The sequence below is a fragment of the Bacillus sp. JJ634 genome, from assembly GCF_036962285.1.
GTDB classification, from domain to species: Bacteria; Bacillota; Bacilli; order Bacillales; family DSM-1321; genus Peribacillus; species Peribacillus asahii_A.
Map to the genome: position 1 here is coordinate 1 of NZ_JBALMU010000037.1, position 18,091 is coordinate 18,091.

An 18,091-nucleotide genomic window follows, 5' to 3' on the forward strand; every position below is an offset into this window, starting at 1 on the left:
CGTGACTAACCATCAGTGGGGGAGGAAGGAAAACCCCCACTGATGGAAGTTCACTTTATTTTATCAATAGTGTAACTAGAAAAAGCTGACTCAAGTGAGCCAGCTTTTTCTAGGTTGTTGTTTCTTAATTACTCGTAAAAATTTAATTTCAGGATCTTCAGGTCCTTGTACAGGCAGTCCTGCTTCTATATTTTTTTGAATATATGTGATGTTTTCAACCGTAATCATTTCCCCTGGAATGAAGATTGGGATGCCAGGCGGATATACCATAATGAATTCAGCGCTAATGCGATTAATAGATTCTTCAATCGGTACAACTTCTGTTTCCGCATAGAAGGCGTCTCTAGGCGTACAAGCAAGATTCGGTGTATTTGGCAGTATAACGCGAACGGGATCATTCTCGTTTGCTTCACCTTTAAATTGCTCAGCTAAGTCTTGTAAAGCAAAAATAAGGGAATCAGCGTCCGCTTTCGTATCTCCTGGTGTAACTAAACAAAGGATATTATATAAGTCCGATAATTCTACCTCGATGTTATGCTTTTCACGAAGCCACTTTTCAACATCATATCCTGTAATTCCTAAGTCCTTGATTGAAATAATCAATTTAGTTGGATCGTAATTGTATGTGGCTTTCTTGCCTAAAATTTCTTTTCCTACACAATATAAAAAAGAAATTTTATTAATGGCATCGCGTGTATAATTGGCTAGTTTAATCGTTTCATCAATCATTTCTCTTCCTCTTGTTGCCAATTGTTTTCTAGCAGTATCAAGGGAAGCTAGTAAAATATAAGATGTAGAGGTTGTTGTTAACATACTAAGAATAGACTGCACACGGTTAACGGGAATGAGCCCTTCTTTCACATTTAAAATCGAGCTTTGCGTCATAGAACCGCCGAGCTTATGAACGCTTGTTGCGGCCATATCTGCGCCTGCCTGCATCGCTGAGAGAGGTAATTCATCGTGAAAATGAATATGAACACCGTGTGCTTCGTCAACGAGGACAGGTACATTATGGGAATGAGCTGTCTCGACAATTCTCTTTAAATCCGCGGCAATGCCGAAATAGGTTGGGTTGATGACAAGTAACCCTTTTGCATCAGGATGCTCCTGTAATGTTTTTTCCACTTGATCTATTGTAATACCGTGAGAAATCCCTAAGTTTTTGTCGATTTCTGGATTTATAAAAATAGGTACAGCTCCAGAGAATACAATCGCTGACATAACCGATTTATGAACATTTCGAGGGACGATAATTTTATCTCCAGGTCCACAAACTGTCATAACCATTGTCATAATTGCACCGCTTGTTCCTTGAACTGAGAAAAATGTATGATCAGCTCCGAATGCTTCAGCTGCTAAATCCTGCGCTTGTTTAATAATGCCTTTAGGTCGATGAAGGTCATCTAGCGGAGCGATATTAATTAAATCGATAGATAATGCGTTTTCGCCAATAAATTCGCGAAATTCCGGATCCATTCCATTTCCTTTCTTATGTCCAGGAATATGAAATTGAATCGGATTTTTTTTTGCATGATCGATTAAGCCAGTATATAAAGGAGTTTCATATTGTGACAATTCTTTTTGACCCCATTTCTTAATCAATGTAAATTTCGCATAAAACAAGAGAAATTATAGCATGTATAAATGTCGTTGCATAGGAAAATTTCCGAAAAATAAGCTCGGAAAATTGAGGGGTTGGTAAATATTTGTAATAATATAAATAAATACCATAATGGATGGTATCATGGGAATCATGTAAATGATAGGCTATGTTCATTCAGGTAGTAATAACGTCATTTAACAACGCAAATAAAAGGGGGAGACTTATAATGAAATGGAGTACGCGTGTTACAGAATTGTTAGGCATTAAATATCCAATTGTTCAAGGGGGGTTAGCCTATTTAGCATATGCTGATTTAGCTGCAGCGGTTTCCAATGCAGGCGGTCTTGGACAAGTAACAGCGATGTCTTTACGTACACCTGAAGAACTTCAAGAAGAAATTCGAAAAACAAAATCTTTGACGGACCAACCATTTGGTGTTAATTTTGCCATTGGTAATCACGGGCGTCCGTATGAGCATTTTCTTGAAGTAGCTTTGAAAGAAGAAGTGAAGGTTGTTTCTGTTACGGGAGGAAACCCGGCTCCTTTTTTAGATTTTGTCAAAGATACGCCAGTTAAAAAACTTGTTCTTGTTGCAGCAAGACGACAAGCGATGAAAGCCGAGCAATTAGGTGCAGATGCGGTCATGGTTGTTGGACAAGAAGGAGGCGGTCATTTAGGACGTGATGATATTGGAACATCGGTATTAATTCCTCAAGTTGTTGATTCTGTTAAGATTCCTGTTATTGCTTCAGGCGGCTTTGGGGATGGTCGAGGTTTAATGGCGGCATTAGCATTAGGCGCAGAAGGGATTGAGATGGGTACGCGATTTATTGCAGTCAAGGAATGTGTCCATGCTCATGAACTGTATAAAAACGCTTTAGTAGCTGGGACGGAAAATGATACGGTTGTTATTAAACGTTCCATTGGAGCACCAGCTCGAGCGATTGCAAATAATTGGACAGATAAAATTTTAGAAATTGAGAAAGAAAACGGCGGATACGAGCAATTGAAAGATTACATAAGCGGGCAAGCGAATCAACGCTATATTTACGATGGTGTTGAAGAGGAAGGATTCGGCTGGGCTGGACAAGTGATGGGATTAATTCATGATGTTCCATCAACCGCTGAGCTATTTGATCGTATTATTGGTCAAGCAGAAGAAATTCGAAATAAATGGGCAGAATAAACGAAAGTGCCGAACAGCAAGAGAGAAACATATAATAAAGAGGTGCGAAACAATGGAATATCAATATCCAATGGACTATACGTGGTCAACAGAAGAAATTGTGGATGTAATTACTTTTTTTGAAGCAATTGAAAAAGCGTATGAAAGTAAAGTTTCAAAAGAAGAGCTGATGAAGGCGTATCGACGCTTCAAAGAAATTGTGCCAGGAAAAGCGGATGAGAAAAACTATACCGATGAATTTCAAGAAAGCAGTGGTTATTCCGCCTATCAAGTGATAAAAAAAGCAAAAGAAACAACCGATGATGGTTGGATTCAAATGAAATGATTTTATTGTGAAAATTTTTAGAAAATTTGTTGACTTTATTAAAGGATTGTTCTAACATAACAAGTATAAATTATATGAATATACAGGCAAAGACGAAGAGTAGTATCTTAAAAAGTTGTTCTATAGAGAGCTGGTGGTTGGTGCAAACCAGTGAGCAAAATTAAGAGAATGGACTTCCGAGCCCCAAACCGAAACAGTATGGAGTAGGCTTTGGCGATGTGTCTCATCGTTACTTGAGATAAGCATTCTAATAGAGAATGCTATAAAGTGAGCTTTTCGAAGCTAATAAAGGTGGTACCACGGGTTCCTCGTCCTTTGGATGAGGGCCCTTTTTGTATTTTTTTAAAAGGTAGAGATGATAAAATTTCCGATATGTTTTGGTGTCTGGCTCCAGACGCCTCACACTTTTCTCATATAACAAATCGATGAATAAGAGTAGTAATCTTTATAGAGGCGTTTACAGAGAGCCGGGGTTGGTGGAATCCGGTACGATATATAAAGATGAATGGACTTATGAGTGGTGTCTTGAACGATAGTAGAGGGACCCGGATTTCCACCGTTAACGGAATTGAGCAGGGAAAGAAAAAGAGTCCTTTCCAATTTGAGGTGGCACCGCGGTCTAAATCGTCCTCTACAAACNNGTTTGTAGAGGACGATTTTTTTATATGGAAAATACATAGCGCCTTGCGCTTTTCTAATAAGGGGGATAAGAAGATGAATAAGGTGAATCAACAAAGAAAAATCCGGTTTAAAGGAAAAACAATCGAAGGAGATATCCATACGCCAATTGCTATTTTTCAAAAGTTGCAGGGTGAGAAGAAATTTTTATTAGAAAGCTCTCATTCTCATCAAGATAATGGCCGCTATTCGTATATTGGTACGGACCCATATTTAGAAGTAAAATCAATCGAAAATAAAGTCGTTGTGACTGATCACGAAACGGGAGTAACGAGCGAAGAACAAATCAAAGTCGTCGAATTTTTAAAGCGTGAGCTACTTGTTGAGGTTGAAGCAGATGGTGTAGAATTGCCGCCTTTTAACGGGGGAGCGATGGGGTATATCGGGTATGATGTCATCCGTCAATATGAAAATATCGGTTACGTTCCAGAAGACGAATTAGGTATGCCAGATGCTCATTTTCTGTTTTTTAAACAATTAATTGTGTTTGATCACTTATTACAAAAAATTCATCTATTAACAGGCGAAGAAGATTATGAAGCAAGTCTTGCTAATATGAAAAAGATGATTTTAGAGCCGAATGTTCCGAGTGAGGAACTGTTAGCAGAACCGCTGCAGTTCTCATCTAATTTTAGTCAAACGGAATTTGAACAACTGGTCGTGGACGCAAAAGAAGCGATTGTAGCTGGTGAAGTATTCCAAATTGTACTGTCGCAACGCTTTCAAGCACCTTTTAACGGGAAGCCATTTGATGCCTACCGTCGCTTACGATTAGCGAATCCATCGCCGTATATGTTCTATTTAGAGTTTGGAGATTATACGGTACTAGGTTCTTCTCCAGAAAGTCTCATTAGTGTATCTGAAAAAACGGTAAATGTTAATCCCATTGCTGGTACACGCCCAAGAGGAAAGACGCTGGAAGAGGACAAAGGCTTAGAAGAAAGCTTACTCATTGATGAGAAAGAATTAGCAGAGCATCGTATGCTTGTTGATTTAGGAAGAAATGATTTAGGGCGTGTATGTGAGATTGGTTCGATTCATTTAACAGAAGAAATGAAAATTGAACGTTATCAGCATGTGATGCATCTTGCTTCCAAAATTACCGGGGAACTGCGTGATGGATTTACAAGTTTGGATGCGTTAACGGTTTGTCTGCCGGCTGGTACCGTTTCAGGAGCGCCTAAAATTCGCGCAATGGAATTGATTAATAAATTAGAGAATACTAAGCGCGGTGTGTATGCTGGCTCGATTGGATATATTAGCTATGGTGGAAATTTAGATATGGCCTTAGCGATTCGAACGATGATCATTAAAAATCAGAAAGCATATGTGCAAGCAGGGGCGGGGATTGTATATGATTCTAACCCAACCAAGGAATATGAAGAAACACAAAATAAAGCTAGAGCCCTTATGGAGGTGCATAAAAAATGATTTTATTAATCGATAACTATGATTCTTTCACATATAACTTATATCAATATTTAGGCGAAGTGGAACAAGAAATTCTCGTCAAACGGAATGATGAGATTACGATTGCTGAAATTGAAGCACTACAACCGACAGCGATTGTGATTTCTCCAGGGCCGGGCCGACCAGAGGAAGCGGGCGTGAGCATTGACGTTATTCAAGCATTTCACAAAAAGATTCCAATTTTAGGGATTTGCCTTGGTCATCAAGCGATTGGTGCAGCATTTGGAGCAAATGTGATTGGCGCTAAAAATATTATGCATGGAAAAACGTCTGTGATTAAAAGTACGGGAACGGATTTATTTGCTAAACAAGAAGTAGAATTTCCGGTTATGCGCTATCACTCGTTAGTCGTTGAAAGAGCAAGTTTGCCAGAAGAGCTTGAAGTGACGGCAACATCTTTAGATGACGGAGAAATTATGGCGTTGAAACATCAGAGTTATCCGCTATACGGTTTGCAATTCCATCCAGAATCAATTGGGACCAAGACAGGAAAAGAGTTATTGCATGAATTCTATAAAATAGCACTTCTTTATCATATTGAAACATCTGTTTAAGTAAAGAAAGCGAATGGGGGAGTTAAGGGTGAAACAATATTTAGAAAAGTTAGCAGAGCGTCAAAATTTGACGGCAGAAGAGATGAGTAGAGCAACCCAAACGTTATTTAGTGAAGAGGTCACGGATAGTGAAATTGCGGCCTTTATGATTGGTTTAAAATCAAAGGGAGAGACAGCAGAAGAGATTGCAAGTTTAGCGAAAGTAATGCGTGAGCAAGCGAAAACGGTAGAGACAAACAGCATTAATGTGATGGATAACTGTGGAACAGGCGGAGATGGCTCACAAAGCTTTAATATTAGTACAACATCGGCCTTCGTGTTGGCTGGAGCAGGAGTAAAGGTTGCTAAGCATGGCAATCGAAGCATTTCGAGTAAAACAGGCAGTGCCGATGTGCTGGAGGCACTAGGCATTAACCTATATCTTGAAAAAGAAAAAATGGAGTCTTTATTAGAGGAGATTGGGATTACGTTTTTGTTCGCACCATCTGTTCATCCGAAAACGGCCAGAATTATGAAGGTAAGAAAGGAATTGAAAATTCCAACAATTTTTAACCTTATCGGACCTTTAACAAATCCTGTAAAATTGAATACACAGTTACTTGGCATCAATCGTCGTGATATGCTTGAGACAATCGCGAGCTCGTTAAATAAAATCGGCAGAGAGCGTGCTGTCGTTGTAAACGGCGCTGGTTTTATGGATGAAGCGAGTTTACAAGGAGAAAACTTCCTTGCACTACTTGATCAAGGAAAGGTAACTTCTTTTACTCTTCACCCTCATGAAGTTGGTTTGCCAGTGTATGATAATACGGCTATTAAAGGTGGAGATGCAAAAGAAAATGCGGATATTCTTTTGCGATTATTAAAAGGTGAAAAAGGAGCGTATCGCGATACAGTTCTTTTAAATGCAGGCTTAGGGTTATATGCTTACGGAAAAGCGGCAACGATTCAAGAAGGAATTGAGATTGCGCAAGAAAGTATTGATAGCGGAGCTGCGCTAGCTAAGCTTCAAGCACTTATTACACATAGTACATCAAATAAGGTGGTGCAATAAATGGGGAATATTCTAACGAAAATCATTGACGAGAAAGAAAGAGAAGTAGCAAGATTAAAGGAAACCGGATTAACGGGTGAGGCGCTTCAAGTGAAGCGGTCCTCGCTGGTTGAACAATTACGAACTGCCACATCAATGTCGGTCATTGCTGAAATTAAGCGAGCTTCACCATCTAAAGGAGAAATTAATTTAGATGTAAATCCTGTAGAGCAAGCATTAACGTATGAACGAAATGGAGCGACGGCTATTTCCGTTTTAACTGATGAAAAGTTTTTTAAAGGGCGTATTGAAGACTTGCAACAGGTGAGTCAGCATGTAGAAATTCCGAGATTATGCAAAGATTTTATGGTCGATGAAATTCAAATTGATCGCGCGTATGAATCAGGGGCCACGGTTATTTTATTAATTGTTGCCGCTCTATCGCAAGAGCGATTGCAAGCTCTTTATACGTATGCGAAACAAAAAGGATTAGATGTTTTGACAGAAGTACATGATGAAGAAGAATTAGAGAGAGCTTTAGCGATAGATGCAGAAATTATTGGCATTAATAATCGTAATTTGAAAACATTTGAAGTCGATTTAGCTGTGACGGAGAGACTAGCAAGTCGCTTGGATTCTAATCGTCATCTTATTATTAGTGAAAGTGGCATTAAAACGGTAGCGGATGTAGAACGTGTGAAGAAAGCGGGTGCAAGAGGCATTCTTGTTGGAGAAACATTGATGCAAGCCGCTGATTTACCGGAAACATTAAAGCAGTTTCAATTGACGTTATAAGGAGATCATCATGTTTGTAAAAATTTGTGGCGTTAAAACGGTAGAAGCAGCGCAAATAGCAGCGGACGCTGGGACGGATTTTATCGGTTTTATTTTTGCAGAGAGCAGTCGTAAAATTGAGCCAGAAGAGGCTTGTGCTATTGCAAAAGAATTACCGCAGCATATTAAAAAAGTGGGTGTATTCTCCAATCAAAGTGAAGCAGATATTATCCGTACAGCCGCTCTTGCAGGGTTAGATTATATCCAATTACATGGCCAAGAATCAGCAGAGCTTGCAAGCCGCATGCCTCTTCCTGTAATTAAAGCATTCTCGATTGAGTCGAGCGCTGATTTTACGAAACTAGTAAACTATCCAGCTGATTATTATTTAGTTGATTTACCAAAGAATCCAAAATCCGTACAGAGAGCTAAAACATTAGATTGGAACGCTCTTGCTGCTGCATCTTTACCATTTGAAAAAATCATCTTAGCAGGCGGCCTTACAGCCGATAATGTAGCCGAAGCAATTCAGGTCGTAAAGCCGTTTGGTGTGGATGTAGCGAGCGGGGTAGAAACGGACGGCGTAAAGGATGAACAAAAAATGCGGGCTTTCGTTTTGCAGGCGAAGCAAAGCACGACAGAAACGAGGAATGAACAATGAGTAAATACGTACAACCAGATCAAACAGGGCATTTTGGGGTTTACGGTGGTCGTTTTGTTCCAGAAACACTAATGCATGCCATTACTGAATTAGAAGACGTATACGAACAAGCGAAACAAGACCCGGAATTTAAAAAACAATTAGACTATTATTTAGAAAAATATATCGGCCGCGAGACACCGCTTTATTTTGCTGAAAATTTAACAAAGCTAGCTGGCGGAGCAAAAATTTATTTAAAGCGTGAAGATTTAAATCACACAGGTGCCCACAAAATTAATAATACAATTGGTCAGGCGTTGTTAACGAAAAGAATGGGGAAGAAAAAAGTCATCGCTGAAACAGGAGCAGGGCAACATGGGGTGGCAACAGCTACGGTATGTGCACTTCTAAACTTAGAATGTATTATTTTCATGGGCAGTGAAGATATTCGACGTCAAAAATTAAATGTGTTTCGGATGGAGCTATTAGGCGCGAAAGTTGTGTCTGTTTCTCAAGGCAGCGGTACGCTGAAGGATGCTGTAAATGAAGCGCTTCGCTATTGGGTGGCCCATGTGGAAGATACACACTATATTATGGGATCTGTATTAGGGCCGCATCCATTTCCAGTGATTGTAAGGGACTTCCAAAGTGTGATTGGAAAGGAAACGAGAAAGCAGTATCTTGAAGAAGAAGATCGTTTGCCTCACGCTGTTGTTGCATGTATTGGCGGCGGCAGTAATGCGATGGGCATGTTTTATCCGTTTGTAGAAGACGAGTCTGTTCAAATGTACGGTGTCGAAGCAGCTGGACATGGACTGGACACAGCACTTCATGCAGCAAGCTTAACAAAGGGAAAACCAGGTGTGCTTCATGGTGCTTATATGTATTTACTACAAGATGAAGATGGACAAATTCAAGAAGCTCATTCGATTTCAGCTGGACTAGATTATCCTGGAGTAGGCCCAGAGCATAGTTACTTAAAGGACATTAACCGAGTGACCTATACATCTGTTACGGATGAAGAGGCGTTAGAGGCTCTTCAGATGCTTTCGAAGGAAGAAGGGATTATTCCAGCCCTTGAAAGCTCCCATGCGATTGCTTACGGCTTTAAATTAGCTAAGCAAATGAAACAAGAGGAAGGGATCGTCATCTGTCTTTCAGGACGTGGAGATAAAGATGTCGAAACTGTTCAAGCGAGATTAGGGGGTAGTGAACATGAGTAATAATCGACTAGCTATGGCACTAAAAAGCTGTGAGCAGAATGGTGAAAAAGCATTCATTCCTTATATTATGGCGGGAGATGGCGAGCTTTCTAGTTTAAAAGAGCAATTGTTATTTTTTGAACAGCAGGGAGCGACTGCTGTTGAGCTTGGGATTCCTTTTTCAGATCCAGTAGCAGATGGTCCAGTTATCCAGCGTGCAGGCATTCGCGCACTTAACAATGGCACGACATTAAAGAAAATTTTAGAGGAATTAGTGAATATCCGAGAAGACGTTTCGATTCCGCTTATTTTCATGGGATATAGCAACTCAATTTTAGCCTATGGCATCGGGCAGTTTGTGACTGATTGCGTAAAAGCGGGGATTGCCGGCTGTATTATTCCGGATGTTCCTGTAGAAGAGGAAGGTTTATTCGCTCCGATTCAAGAGGCGGGAATCCATTTGATTCGTTTAGTGACCTTAACATCATCGAAAGAAAGAATGGCTGAAATTGCGGAAAGTGCACAAGGATTTATTTATGCGGTAACGGTCACGGGTATTACAGGAGCGCGTGAAGCATTCGGCAGTGAGGTAGGAGCTTATCTAGAACAAGTAAAAGAAATCAGTCCTGTTCCAGTCTTAGCAGGGTTCGGTATTTCTACTCCAGAACATGTTCGCAGTGCAACAAAATATTGTGACGGAGTCATCGTAGGCAGCAAAATTATCGAAAGCCTTGAGCAAAATCGTAAACAAGATATTATCGAATTGATTCAAGCGAGTAAAAAGCAAGTGCAACAGTAAGGTGTACTACCATTTAAAATAAACTAAGCATCATTCGTTTCGATGATGCTTAGTTTGTTCTTACTGCAATTTATATAGCGGTAATAACGTTTCAAATGTGTATTGGATTGTATCAATTAACTCCTTATCCGTTAATTGAACTGCTTCTTCACGCGGAATCTGAATACCACAGAGAATCTCTGCTTTTTTAACAGTTTGAAGTCGTTTGAACATGGAAAGTAAATCTTCTGTATTCAATCCGGTATGAGGAATAACATCAGGTTTCATATGATCGATAGACCAGACAAAGTTTTCTGGTACGATGTTTTTTAATAACTCGGCATTTTCTTCAAGTCTTTTGCCGAATTCTGCTTTATTTGGAGCTTCGTAAATAACAGCAAACCAAACGAATAGATGGGTTTCCCATAATCCGATTTGGAAATGCGGCATCATTTTATAGCCGCGGCGGTTAGCCGCAAAAGCGACCCATGTATCCTTTGGTGGATTAATGGTTCGACGTGCATGCTTAGCGACATGTGGAAATATTTCTTCTCCTGTCATAATGGATAATTGCTGGGCAAAGTAGTCACCAAGGTCCTGAAGCTTTGGGCGAATTCTTTCTTTTAAGGCGTCCATGCGTTCTTCAAGACCATCAATTGTAAATGTGTTGAAATCGTTTGCTGTAAAGTGTACTTGATTCATTAAACATCTCTCCTATTGAACTTTCTCAGCTTATCTTAGCATAGCGAATAAAAAAAAATAAAAAATTATCGGTGAATTAGCGTATAAATTTGTTGCTATTTTTTGTCGGACATCATATGATAAGATAAATATATAAACAAATCTGAAAATTTTGTTAATTAAGGAAGGGAGAATGTTAATTATGAAACAAGTCATGAACCAAGCGTTAAAGGCTAAAGAAGTTGAAAGACATAGAGCTGCGGTTTTACGAATGGAAATGGACTATGAATTAGCAACCCTTTTTGAAGCACTTGAAGAAAAAAATGAAAATAAAAAATCACAATGTAAGCAAAAGCTAGAGCGCATTCGCTTAGAATTATTAAAACTGAAAGCATTGTAGCATACGAAGTGAACTGAATAAAGGAGAAATTGGTATTTGACATGAACGATGTTGCGTGCAAAACCTTATATAAAAGCTAGGCGGACACTTCGTACGTAAAGTAAAAGTGTCCGCCTTTCATTTTTATATTTTATAACCAAAAGGCTTCGTTAATCAACAACGTTCTATAACAGACAGCTATGCAAAAATTTGCATCATCATGTGATATGAAAATAAGCGTTTTGTCTATCATTTTTCAACGCTGCTTATTTTTAGGAAAGTCTTGTAAAAAAGAGCGAGCCCAAGCGCTTGCACTTTTCTGATAAGTTGTGGCAAAATTAAGAAACAAATTGTTAAAAAATTGAAGCGATTTAATGTGAATGATCAATGTAAGGATAAAGAACTTGATAGAAGTAAGTTGCAGAAAACAAGGGTGGGGATTTAGGTGGCATCAATTAAAGAAATGGATCAATATGCAAAAAAATGGATTAAAGAAGCCGGAGCAAAGTTAAGAGAGTCCTTTGCAATGGAATTAAATATTGAAACAAAAACGAACCCGAATGATTTAGTAACCAATATGGATAAGGAAACAGAGCGGTTTTTTGTAAGCAAAATTAAAGAAACCTTTCCAGGACATCGTATTTTTGGTGAAGAAGGAATGGGGCATGATATCAATGATTTAAAAGGAATTGTTTGGATTATTGATCCGATTGATGGGACACTGAATTTTATTCATCAACAACGCAATTTTGCTATTTCATTAGCCATTTATGAGGATGGAGTCGGAAAAGTAGGGATGGTGTATGACGTCGTTCATGATGAACTGTACCACGCTATAAAAGGAGAAGGAGCCTACTTGAATCATCATCCATTATCTCCGCTATCCGAGGTAGGTGTAGAGGAAGCGATTTTGTCCATCAATGCGAGTTGGATTGTTACGAATAAACGAATTAATCCTGCTATCTTAGCTGCTTTAGTCAATGATGTTCGCGGCACTCGCTCATATGGATCAGCAGCTTTAGAGCTTGCCTTTGTTGCAGCAGGAAGAATTGATGCGTATATCACGATGCGTTTATCACCTTGGGACTTTGCAGCAGGTTCAATCCTTGTTGAAGAGGTAGGTGGAAAAGTAAGCGATTTGTTTGGGGGAAATTTAGATTACATAAAAGGCGGTTCATTATTTGCAGCGAAATCGGGCTTTCACGAATCTGTTTTGGAAGAGTATATTTTAAAGAGATAAACTTGAGGTACACCCATAAAAAAATCGCCGTATCATTCGGCGATTTTTTTAAAAGGATGTTGTTAATCTAATTTACCAGCTTCACGCCATTTCTTCTTTTGGGTAAAGCCAAATCCCATGATTCCACAAAGGATAATGATTGCTGCTACAATTCCTAATATGCTTTTTTCGGCAATGGATATACCAATTGAACCAATACAGATTGTGGCTAATATTGCTAAAATTAAAAATGGCCATTTGATTTTCATAATTTTCACCCCTAATAGTTATATTGTACATAATTTCTGTATTTGTTTCTACTATGTTTGTGATATAATGTGTAAGCTAATATTAAAGATACGAATACACCAACTGTTTAGGAGTGAATTTTTTGAAATTAAGAGAAAATATTCGAAATATAGCTATCATTGCCCACGTTGACCATGGGAAAACAACACTTGTGGATCAGCTGTTAAAGCAATCTGGTACATTTCGTGAAAATGAACATGTAGAAGAACGTGCAATGGATTCAAATGACATCGAAAGAGAACGCGGAATTACGATTCTTGCGAAAACTACAGCTGTTCAATATGAAGATACACGTATCAATATTCTTGATACACCAGGACATGCCGACTTCGGTGGTGAAGTAGAACGAATCATGAAAATGGTGGATGGTGTCATCCTTGTTGTCGATGCTTATGAAGGCTGTATGCCGCAAACACGTTTTGTGTTGAAAAAAGCATTAGAACAAAAGCTTGCACCAATCGTTGTTGTAAACAAAATCGATAAAGATTCAGCTCGCCCAGAAGAAGTTGTCGATGAGGTATTGGATTTATTTATTGAATTAGGTGCTGAGGAAGATCAGTTAGAATTCCCGGTTATTTATGCTTCAGGTATTGCGGGTACATCAAGTACAGACCCGGCAAAACAAGAAGAAAACATGGTGCCATTATTTGAAACGATTGTTGAGACGGTTCCTGCTCCAGTTGATAATAGTGAAGAACCGTTACAATTCCAAGTTGCTTTGCTTGATTATAACGACTATGTAGGCCGTATCGGAATCGGTCGTGTATTCCGCGGGAAAATGCATGTGGGTCAACAAGTATCTCTTATGAAGCTTGATGGAACGGTTAAATCATTCCGTGTAACGAAAATCTTTGGTTTCATCGGTTTGAAAAGGGTAGAAATTGAAGAAGCTTTCCCTGGTGACTTAATTGCTGTTTCAGGTATGGAAGACATCAACGTTGGTGAAACAGTCTGTCCAACGGAACATCCAGAAGCACTGCCAGTTTTACGTATTGACGAACCAACTCTTCAAATGACATTCCTTGTGAATAATAGTCCATTTGCGGGTCGTGAAGGTAAATTTGTTACAGCTCGTAAAATTGAAGAACGTCTTCGTACTCAATTACAAACAGATGTAAGCTTACGTGTTGAGAATACCGATTCACCAGATGTTTGGGTCGTATCCGGCCGTGGTGAGCTTCACCTATCTATTTTGATTGAAAACATGCGTCGTGAAGGCTATGAGCTGCAAGTATCAAAACCAGAAGTTATTGTACGTGAAATTGACGGTGTACGTTGTGAGCCTGTAGAGCGTGTGCAAATCGATGTACCAGAAGAGCATACAGGATCAATTATGGAATCGATTGGTGCTCGTAAAGGTGAAATGCTTGATATGATCAATAACGGCAGCGGCCAAGTCCGTTTACTTTTCAACGTACCAGCACGTGGATTAATTGGTTACTCAACGGAGTTTTTAACATTAACTCGTGGTTATGGAATTATGAACCATACATTTGATAGCTACCAACCAATGCAATCAGGTCAAGTAGGTGGACGTCGTCAAGGAGTTCTTGTTTCAATGGAAAATGGTAAAGCGACTCAATACGGGATTATGGGTGTTGAAGACCGCGGTGTCATTTTCGTTGAACCAGGTACAGAAGTATACGAAGGTATGATTGTTGGAGAACACAATCGCGAAAACGATTTGACAGTTAACGTTGTAAAAGCAAAGCAAATGACAAACATGCGTTCAGCGAATAAAGACCAAACAACTTCTATGAAAAAGCCAAGAATCATGTCTCTAGAGGAAGCGTTAGAGTACTTGGCTGATGATGAATACTTGGAAGTAACTCCAGAATCTATTCGTCTTCGTAAGAAAATTCTAGAGAAAAACGAACGTGAAAAATCAGCGAAAAAGAAAAAATATGCGGAAACAAAGTAAGCGCTAGGAGGAATAAAGCATGGATATCCAAGAGCGATTATCGTTTTTTGCAGCACTATATCGGGTCGATGAAAATCCTGAAGCAGGAATGTGGTATTTATATTTAACGATTTTTGGATTATGTATCCTTGTGTATCAGTTAGGTTTTGCCAAAAAATTGCCTTTGCTTAAAAATATAGTGATCTATACGGTAATGGCGTTTGGATGTACAATGCTTTGTTTTCTTGGAGTGTTTCTTCCGATGGCGGAAGGGCTCGTCATTGCAGCCATTGTGCTTGGTATTTATCGTATGCGTCTTAAACAATCAAAAAAAGAAGGGGCGTAAAGCTGTAGATGAAATCATTACAGGATGCACTTTATAATTGGCTCACGATTAAAGTAGTCTGTGATGCAAGACCGACTGACACGGCGGCTAAACAAACGGAACAGTTTTTTAGCCGTCTGTTAGAAGAGGATCATCAGCTTAGCCATCTTTCAGTAATGAAAGAGTCGCCATTTTATTTTATTACGTTTTGGAAAGATGGAAGCGAGCAGCAGAAGCGTTTTCCAATCGAGATGATTGATGTAATGTTAAATCAAATTGAATTAACACCAGATAAATATCGGAATGTTGATGAGTAAAAGCAAAAGCCGTGCAAATGTTGCACGGCTTTTTTTATAGGAAATAGACGAGAATCCCCCGACCTTAAGGAATGTGAAGGGCGACAGCCCAGTGAGTAGGTGGGGGTAGTTCAAAGGAATTTGCAAGCGGTTTGAAGTTGTTTTGATAAAAGGGTATAGCTATTATGTTGAGCGTAAATATCTAGCCCCTCTAGCAGCCGTATAAGTTCATCTGCTGGTATTATTTTTTACCACTCATCTTCTTGAACAGCTGTACGGTATAAGTGGAACTTTCCTGTTGCCATTCGTTCATTTGTCCGTTTCTCAATTCGTGCATAGCATGTTTGACACATAAAGGTATGTATAGGACGATTGCGCAGTTTTTTTGCCTCGGGAGCATCATCCGAAAGTGTTTCAATTTGATCACATATGACGCATTTGACCTTCATTTTAGACCCTCGCTTTTAATGTCAGATATAAGTAGTATACCATGTTTACAATCGCTGGGCCAAAAATCATTTTATCAACAATATTATTTAACAGCCCTTATTAAATATAAGAGACTGCTCAGTTTAGAGCAGCCGTAAGCTTCCTTAGTCTAGATGACCATTCGATTGTTTATTTTGTTTGTCTTCCAACATTTTTTGTTCTTTCTCATTATCGATCGTTTGTTTTTGTTCATTCATCACCTTGTTTGGTGTTTGTTCTACGAGATCACCAGGAACTTCTGGGATAATTCGGCTTGTAATATCCGAAAGCTCATTTAATATACCTCGGATAGGCTGGCCATTTTCAATATCAGCAGCAACTTCCCTGATTCTTTCATTTAAATCAGGGTCAGCGACAATTGTTGCATAAGCACCGTATGGATCTTGTTGCAAAGCTTCACCAACGGAATACTTAATAGTACCGACTTGTGATCGATCGATATCTTGATCGATATCAATACCGACAATTGCATATTTTCCAAGGACTACGGCTGTTGCATCATTGACGTGAGGCACTTTAACAGCTAAATCGGTTAGTCTTTTGGCAGTTTCGGCTCCGGACTTCCGATCTGTCTCCTGTATATTCGTATTTTTCACTTCTGTGATGTTAGGTCGCTGATTGTCATTTATTTCTCTGCCTTGTTCGTTCTGAGAACATCCTCCAACAATGATGATAGCAAGAATCATCCAACAAAATTTTTGCATAATGTACCCCCATTTACGACATTTTGTTTATAGTCTGTAAATGTTCTTCTATCTTTATGCAATGAAACATATATTTTATCAACAGTCTCGTCCGCTACATAAGATACAGGAAGCAGTCAAAAGAGTACGACAATACTGACAAAAGTAGGCAGGGGGATTATCTTGGGGAAAATCTATGTATTAGATACAAATGTCCTGTTGCAGGACCCGTATTCAATTTTTTCTTTTGAAGCGAATGAAGTTGTTATCCCAGCAGTTGTTTTAGAGGAATTGGATTCAAAAAAACGCTACATGGATGAAATTGGTAGGAATGCAAGGCAAGTATCGAAATTAATTGACGGTTTTCGAGAAAAAGGAAAACTGCATGACGGGATTCCCCTTCACAATGGTGGGAAGTTAAGAATTGAACTGAATCATCGTTCATTTCATGAGCTTCAAGAAATTTTTGTAGAAAAAACGAATGATAATCGCATTTTAGCTGTAGCGAAAAATATTTCATTAGAGGAGGAAACGAAGCCAGACGGAAAAGCGGTTATTTTAGTTAGTAAAGACACGCTTGTTCGAGTAAAGGCTGATGCTATCGGTCTTGAATCGGAAGATTTCTTAAATGACCGTGTCGTTGAATTGGATCATATTTATCCTGGGTTTAAAGAAATCTATGTCACGGTAGATAAATTAAACCAATTTTATATGAAAGGGCATTTGTTGCTATCGGAATTAAAAAAAGAGACTTATTTTCCAAATCAATTTTTATTGATGAAGGATGAGCTTGGTGGTTCTGCTTCAGCTATAGGCATGGTAGATGATCACAAAAAAATGGTAAAGAAACTACATTATGAAGGTGAACATATTTGGGGGATTAAGCCCCGGAATGTGCAGCAAACGATGGCGTTGGATATTTTACTTCGAAAGGATTTACCTCTTGTTACGTTAATTGGTAAAGCGGGCACAGGAAAAACGTTACTTGCTTTAGCGGCAGGACTGCTTCAAACAGAAGATCAAGGGATTTATAAGAAATTGCTTGTAGCCAGACCGATTGTCCCAGTTGGCAAGGATATTGGATATTTACCAGGAGAAAAAGAGGAGAAGCTACGACCTTGGATGCAGCCGATTTTTGATAATCTAGAATATTTATTTAATACAAAGAAACCAGGAGAACTGGATGCGATTCTTGCCGGTATGAGTTCAATTGAGGTAGAGGCATTAACGTATATCCGTGGAAGAAGTATCCCTGATCAATTTATTATCATTGATGAGGCTCAAAATTTAACGAAGCATGAGGTGAAAACCATTTTAACTCGTGTAGGTGATCGCAGTAAAATTGTGTTAATGGGTGATCCTGAGCAGATTGATCATCCTTACCTAGATGAGTATAACAATGGCTTGACATATGTAGTGGAAAAATTTAAACAAGAAAAGATTGCTGGACATGTAAAGTTAGTAAAAGGGGAGCGCTCAGGATTAGCACAATTAGCTGCCAATCTATTATAACGAATAGAAACGGCAAGATTGATTAGCTTGCCGTTTCTTGTGAAGCTCTTTTTCTCCG

At 39.0% G+C, this 18,091-nt stretch carries 20 protein-coding genes and 2 other annotated features; of the genes, 15 read left to right on the forward strand and 5 right to left on the reverse strand.

Features of this window, described 5'->3' with window-relative positions; genetic code table 11:
* Positions 1 to 90: 90 nt before the first annotated feature.
* Positions 91 to 1,575, reverse strand: a complete 1,485-nt coding sequence (locus tag V7068_RS06990) for an aminotransferase class I/II-fold pyridoxal phosphate-dependent enzyme (protein WP_499711792.1) — start codon at positions 1,573 to 1,575, stop codon at positions 91 to 93.
* Between the two features lie 254 nt (positions 1,576 to 1,829).
* Between V7068_RS06990 and V7068_RS06995 the strand changes: the two genes are divergently transcribed.
* From V7068_RS06995 to trpA, 9 genes are all read left to right on the forward strand, one after another.
* Entirely contained in the window at positions 1,830 to 2,789 is a 960-nt protein-coding gene (locus V7068_RS06995) for an NAD(P)H-dependent flavin oxidoreductase (protein ID WP_499711794.1), read from the forward strand.
* Positions 2,790 to 2,841: 52 nt separating this feature from the next.
* On the forward strand, positions 2,842 to 3,114 hold the full coding sequence (locus tag V7068_RS07000) for a UPF0223 family protein (RefSeq protein ID WP_499711796.1): 273 nt from the start codon (positions 2,842 to 2,844) through the stop codon (positions 3,112 to 3,114).
* An 80-nt stretch (positions 3,115 to 3,194) separates the two neighbouring features.
* Positions 3,195 to 3,433: a binding site (T-box leader), on the forward strand.
* A gap of 97 nt (positions 3,434 to 3,530) precedes the next feature.
* Positions 3,531 to 3,749 (forward strand) — a binding site (T-box leader).
* Between the two features lie 79 nt (positions 3,750 to 3,828).
* Entirely contained in the window at positions 3,829 to 5,223 is a 1,395-nt protein-coding gene (gene trpE, locus V7068_RS07005; RefSeq protein ID WP_499711798.1) for an anthranilate synthase component I, read from the forward strand.
* A complete protein-coding gene (locus V7068_RS07010; protein ID WP_499711800.1) occupies positions 5,220 to 5,816 on the forward strand; it encodes an anthranilate synthase component II in 597 nt (198 codons plus the stop codon). The genes trpE and V7068_RS07010 overlap by 4 nt, the downstream gene beginning before the upstream one ends.
* 28 nt (positions 5,817 to 5,844) lie before the next feature.
* A complete protein-coding gene (gene trpD, locus V7068_RS07015; RefSeq protein ID WP_499711802.1) occupies positions 5,845 to 6,867 on the forward strand; it encodes an anthranilate phosphoribosyltransferase in 1,023 nt (340 codons plus the stop codon).
* Entirely contained in the window at positions 6,868 to 7,641 is a 774-nt protein-coding gene (trpC, locus tag V7068_RS07020) for an indole-3-glycerol phosphate synthase TrpC (protein ID WP_499711804.1), read from the forward strand.
* Between the two features lie 10 nt (positions 7,642 to 7,651).
* Positions 7,652 to 8,281 (forward strand): phosphoribosylanthranilate isomerase, encoded by a 630-nt coding sequence (locus V7068_RS07025; RefSeq protein ID WP_499711806.1) that lies wholly within the window; start codon positions 7,652 to 7,654, stop codon positions 8,279 to 8,281.
* Positions 8,278 to 9,483, forward strand: coding sequence for a tryptophan synthase subunit beta (gene trpB, locus V7068_RS07030; protein ID WP_499711808.1), 1,206 nt, complete (start codon positions 8,278 to 8,280; stop codon positions 9,481 to 9,483). The genes V7068_RS07025 and trpB overlap by 4 nt, the downstream gene beginning before the upstream one ends.
* Positions 9,476 to 10,261 (forward strand): tryptophan synthase subunit alpha, encoded by a 786-nt coding sequence (trpA, locus tag V7068_RS07035; protein WP_499711810.1) that lies wholly within the window; start codon positions 9,476 to 9,478, stop codon positions 10,259 to 10,261. Before trpB ends, trpA begins: the two co-directional genes overlap by 8 nt.
* Before the next feature lie 60 nt (positions 10,262 to 10,321).
* Here trpA and V7068_RS07040 read toward each other — a convergent pair whose 3' ends face one another.
* Entirely contained in the window at positions 10,322 to 10,942 is a 621-nt protein-coding gene (locus tag V7068_RS07040; protein WP_499711812.1) for a YktB family protein, read from the reverse strand.
* 181 nt (positions 10,943 to 11,123) lie between these two features.
* Here V7068_RS07040 and V7068_RS07045 point away from each other — a divergent pair, with 181 nt between their 5' ends.
* Positions 11,124 to 11,321, forward strand: a complete 198-nt coding sequence (locus V7068_RS07045; RefSeq protein ID WP_252289833.1) for a YkzI domain-containing protein — start codon at positions 11,124 to 11,126, stop codon at positions 11,319 to 11,321.
* Between the two features lie 424 nt (positions 11,322 to 11,745).
* Entirely contained in the window at positions 11,746 to 12,540 is a 795-nt protein-coding gene (locus V7068_RS07050; protein WP_499711814.1) for an inositol monophosphatase family protein, read from the forward strand.
* Positions 12,541 to 12,602: 62 nt separating this feature from the next.
* On the opposite strand, the gene V7068_RS07055 is transcribed toward V7068_RS07050, so the two are convergent.
* Positions 12,603 to 12,788 carry a YlaF family protein gene (locus V7068_RS07055; RefSeq protein ID WP_182480513.1) on the reverse strand — a complete coding sequence of 62 codons (186 nt, stop codon included), beginning with the start codon at positions 12,786 to 12,788 and terminating at the stop codon, positions 12,603 to 12,605.
* A 122-nt stretch (positions 12,789 to 12,910) separates the two neighbouring features.
* Here V7068_RS07055 and typA point away from each other — a divergent pair, with 122 nt between their 5' ends.
* The 3 genes from typA to V7068_RS07070 are packed head-to-tail and all read left to right on the forward strand — an operon-like array spanning position 12,911 to position 15,370.
* Positions 12,911 to 14,749: a translational GTPase TypA gene (typA, locus tag V7068_RS07060; RefSeq protein ID WP_499711816.1), complete on the forward strand. Its 1,839-nt coding sequence runs from the start codon at positions 12,911 to 12,913 to the stop codon at positions 14,747 to 14,749.
* A gap of 19 nt (positions 14,750 to 14,768) precedes the next feature.
* Positions 14,769 to 15,074, forward strand: a complete 306-nt coding sequence (locus V7068_RS07065; RefSeq protein WP_119116168.1) for a YlaH-like family protein — start codon at positions 14,769 to 14,771, stop codon at positions 15,072 to 15,074.
* An 8-nt stretch (positions 15,075 to 15,082) separates the two neighbouring features.
* On the forward strand, positions 15,083 to 15,370 hold the full coding sequence (locus V7068_RS07070; protein WP_499711818.1) for a hypothetical protein: 288 nt from the start codon (positions 15,083 to 15,085) through the stop codon (positions 15,368 to 15,370).
* A 227-nt stretch (positions 15,371 to 15,597) separates the two neighbouring features.
* Here the strand turns inward: V7068_RS07070 and V7068_RS07075 are convergent, their stop codons facing one another.
* Both V7068_RS07075 and V7068_RS07080 read right to left on the reverse strand, forming a co-directional pair.
* Positions 15,598 to 15,798 carry a YlaI family protein gene (locus V7068_RS07075; RefSeq protein WP_119116170.1) on the reverse strand — a complete coding sequence of 67 codons (201 nt, stop codon included), beginning with the start codon at positions 15,796 to 15,798 and terminating at the stop codon, positions 15,598 to 15,600.
* 144 nt (positions 15,799 to 15,942) lie between these two features.
* Complete coding sequence (locus V7068_RS07080; RefSeq protein ID WP_499711820.1) at positions 15,943 to 16,542, reverse strand: YhcN/YlaJ family sporulation lipoprotein; 600 nt, start codon at positions 16,540 to 16,542, stop codon at positions 15,943 to 15,945.
* Between the two features lie 162 nt (positions 16,543 to 16,704).
* Here V7068_RS07080 and V7068_RS07085 point away from each other — a divergent pair, with 162 nt between their 5' ends.
* Positions 16,705 to 18,033 carry a PhoH family protein gene (locus tag V7068_RS07085; RefSeq protein ID WP_252294088.1) on the forward strand — a complete coding sequence of 443 codons (1,329 nt, stop codon included), beginning with the start codon at positions 16,705 to 16,707 and terminating at the stop codon, positions 18,031 to 18,033.
* Positions 18,034 to 18,091: the final 58 nt, after the last annotated feature.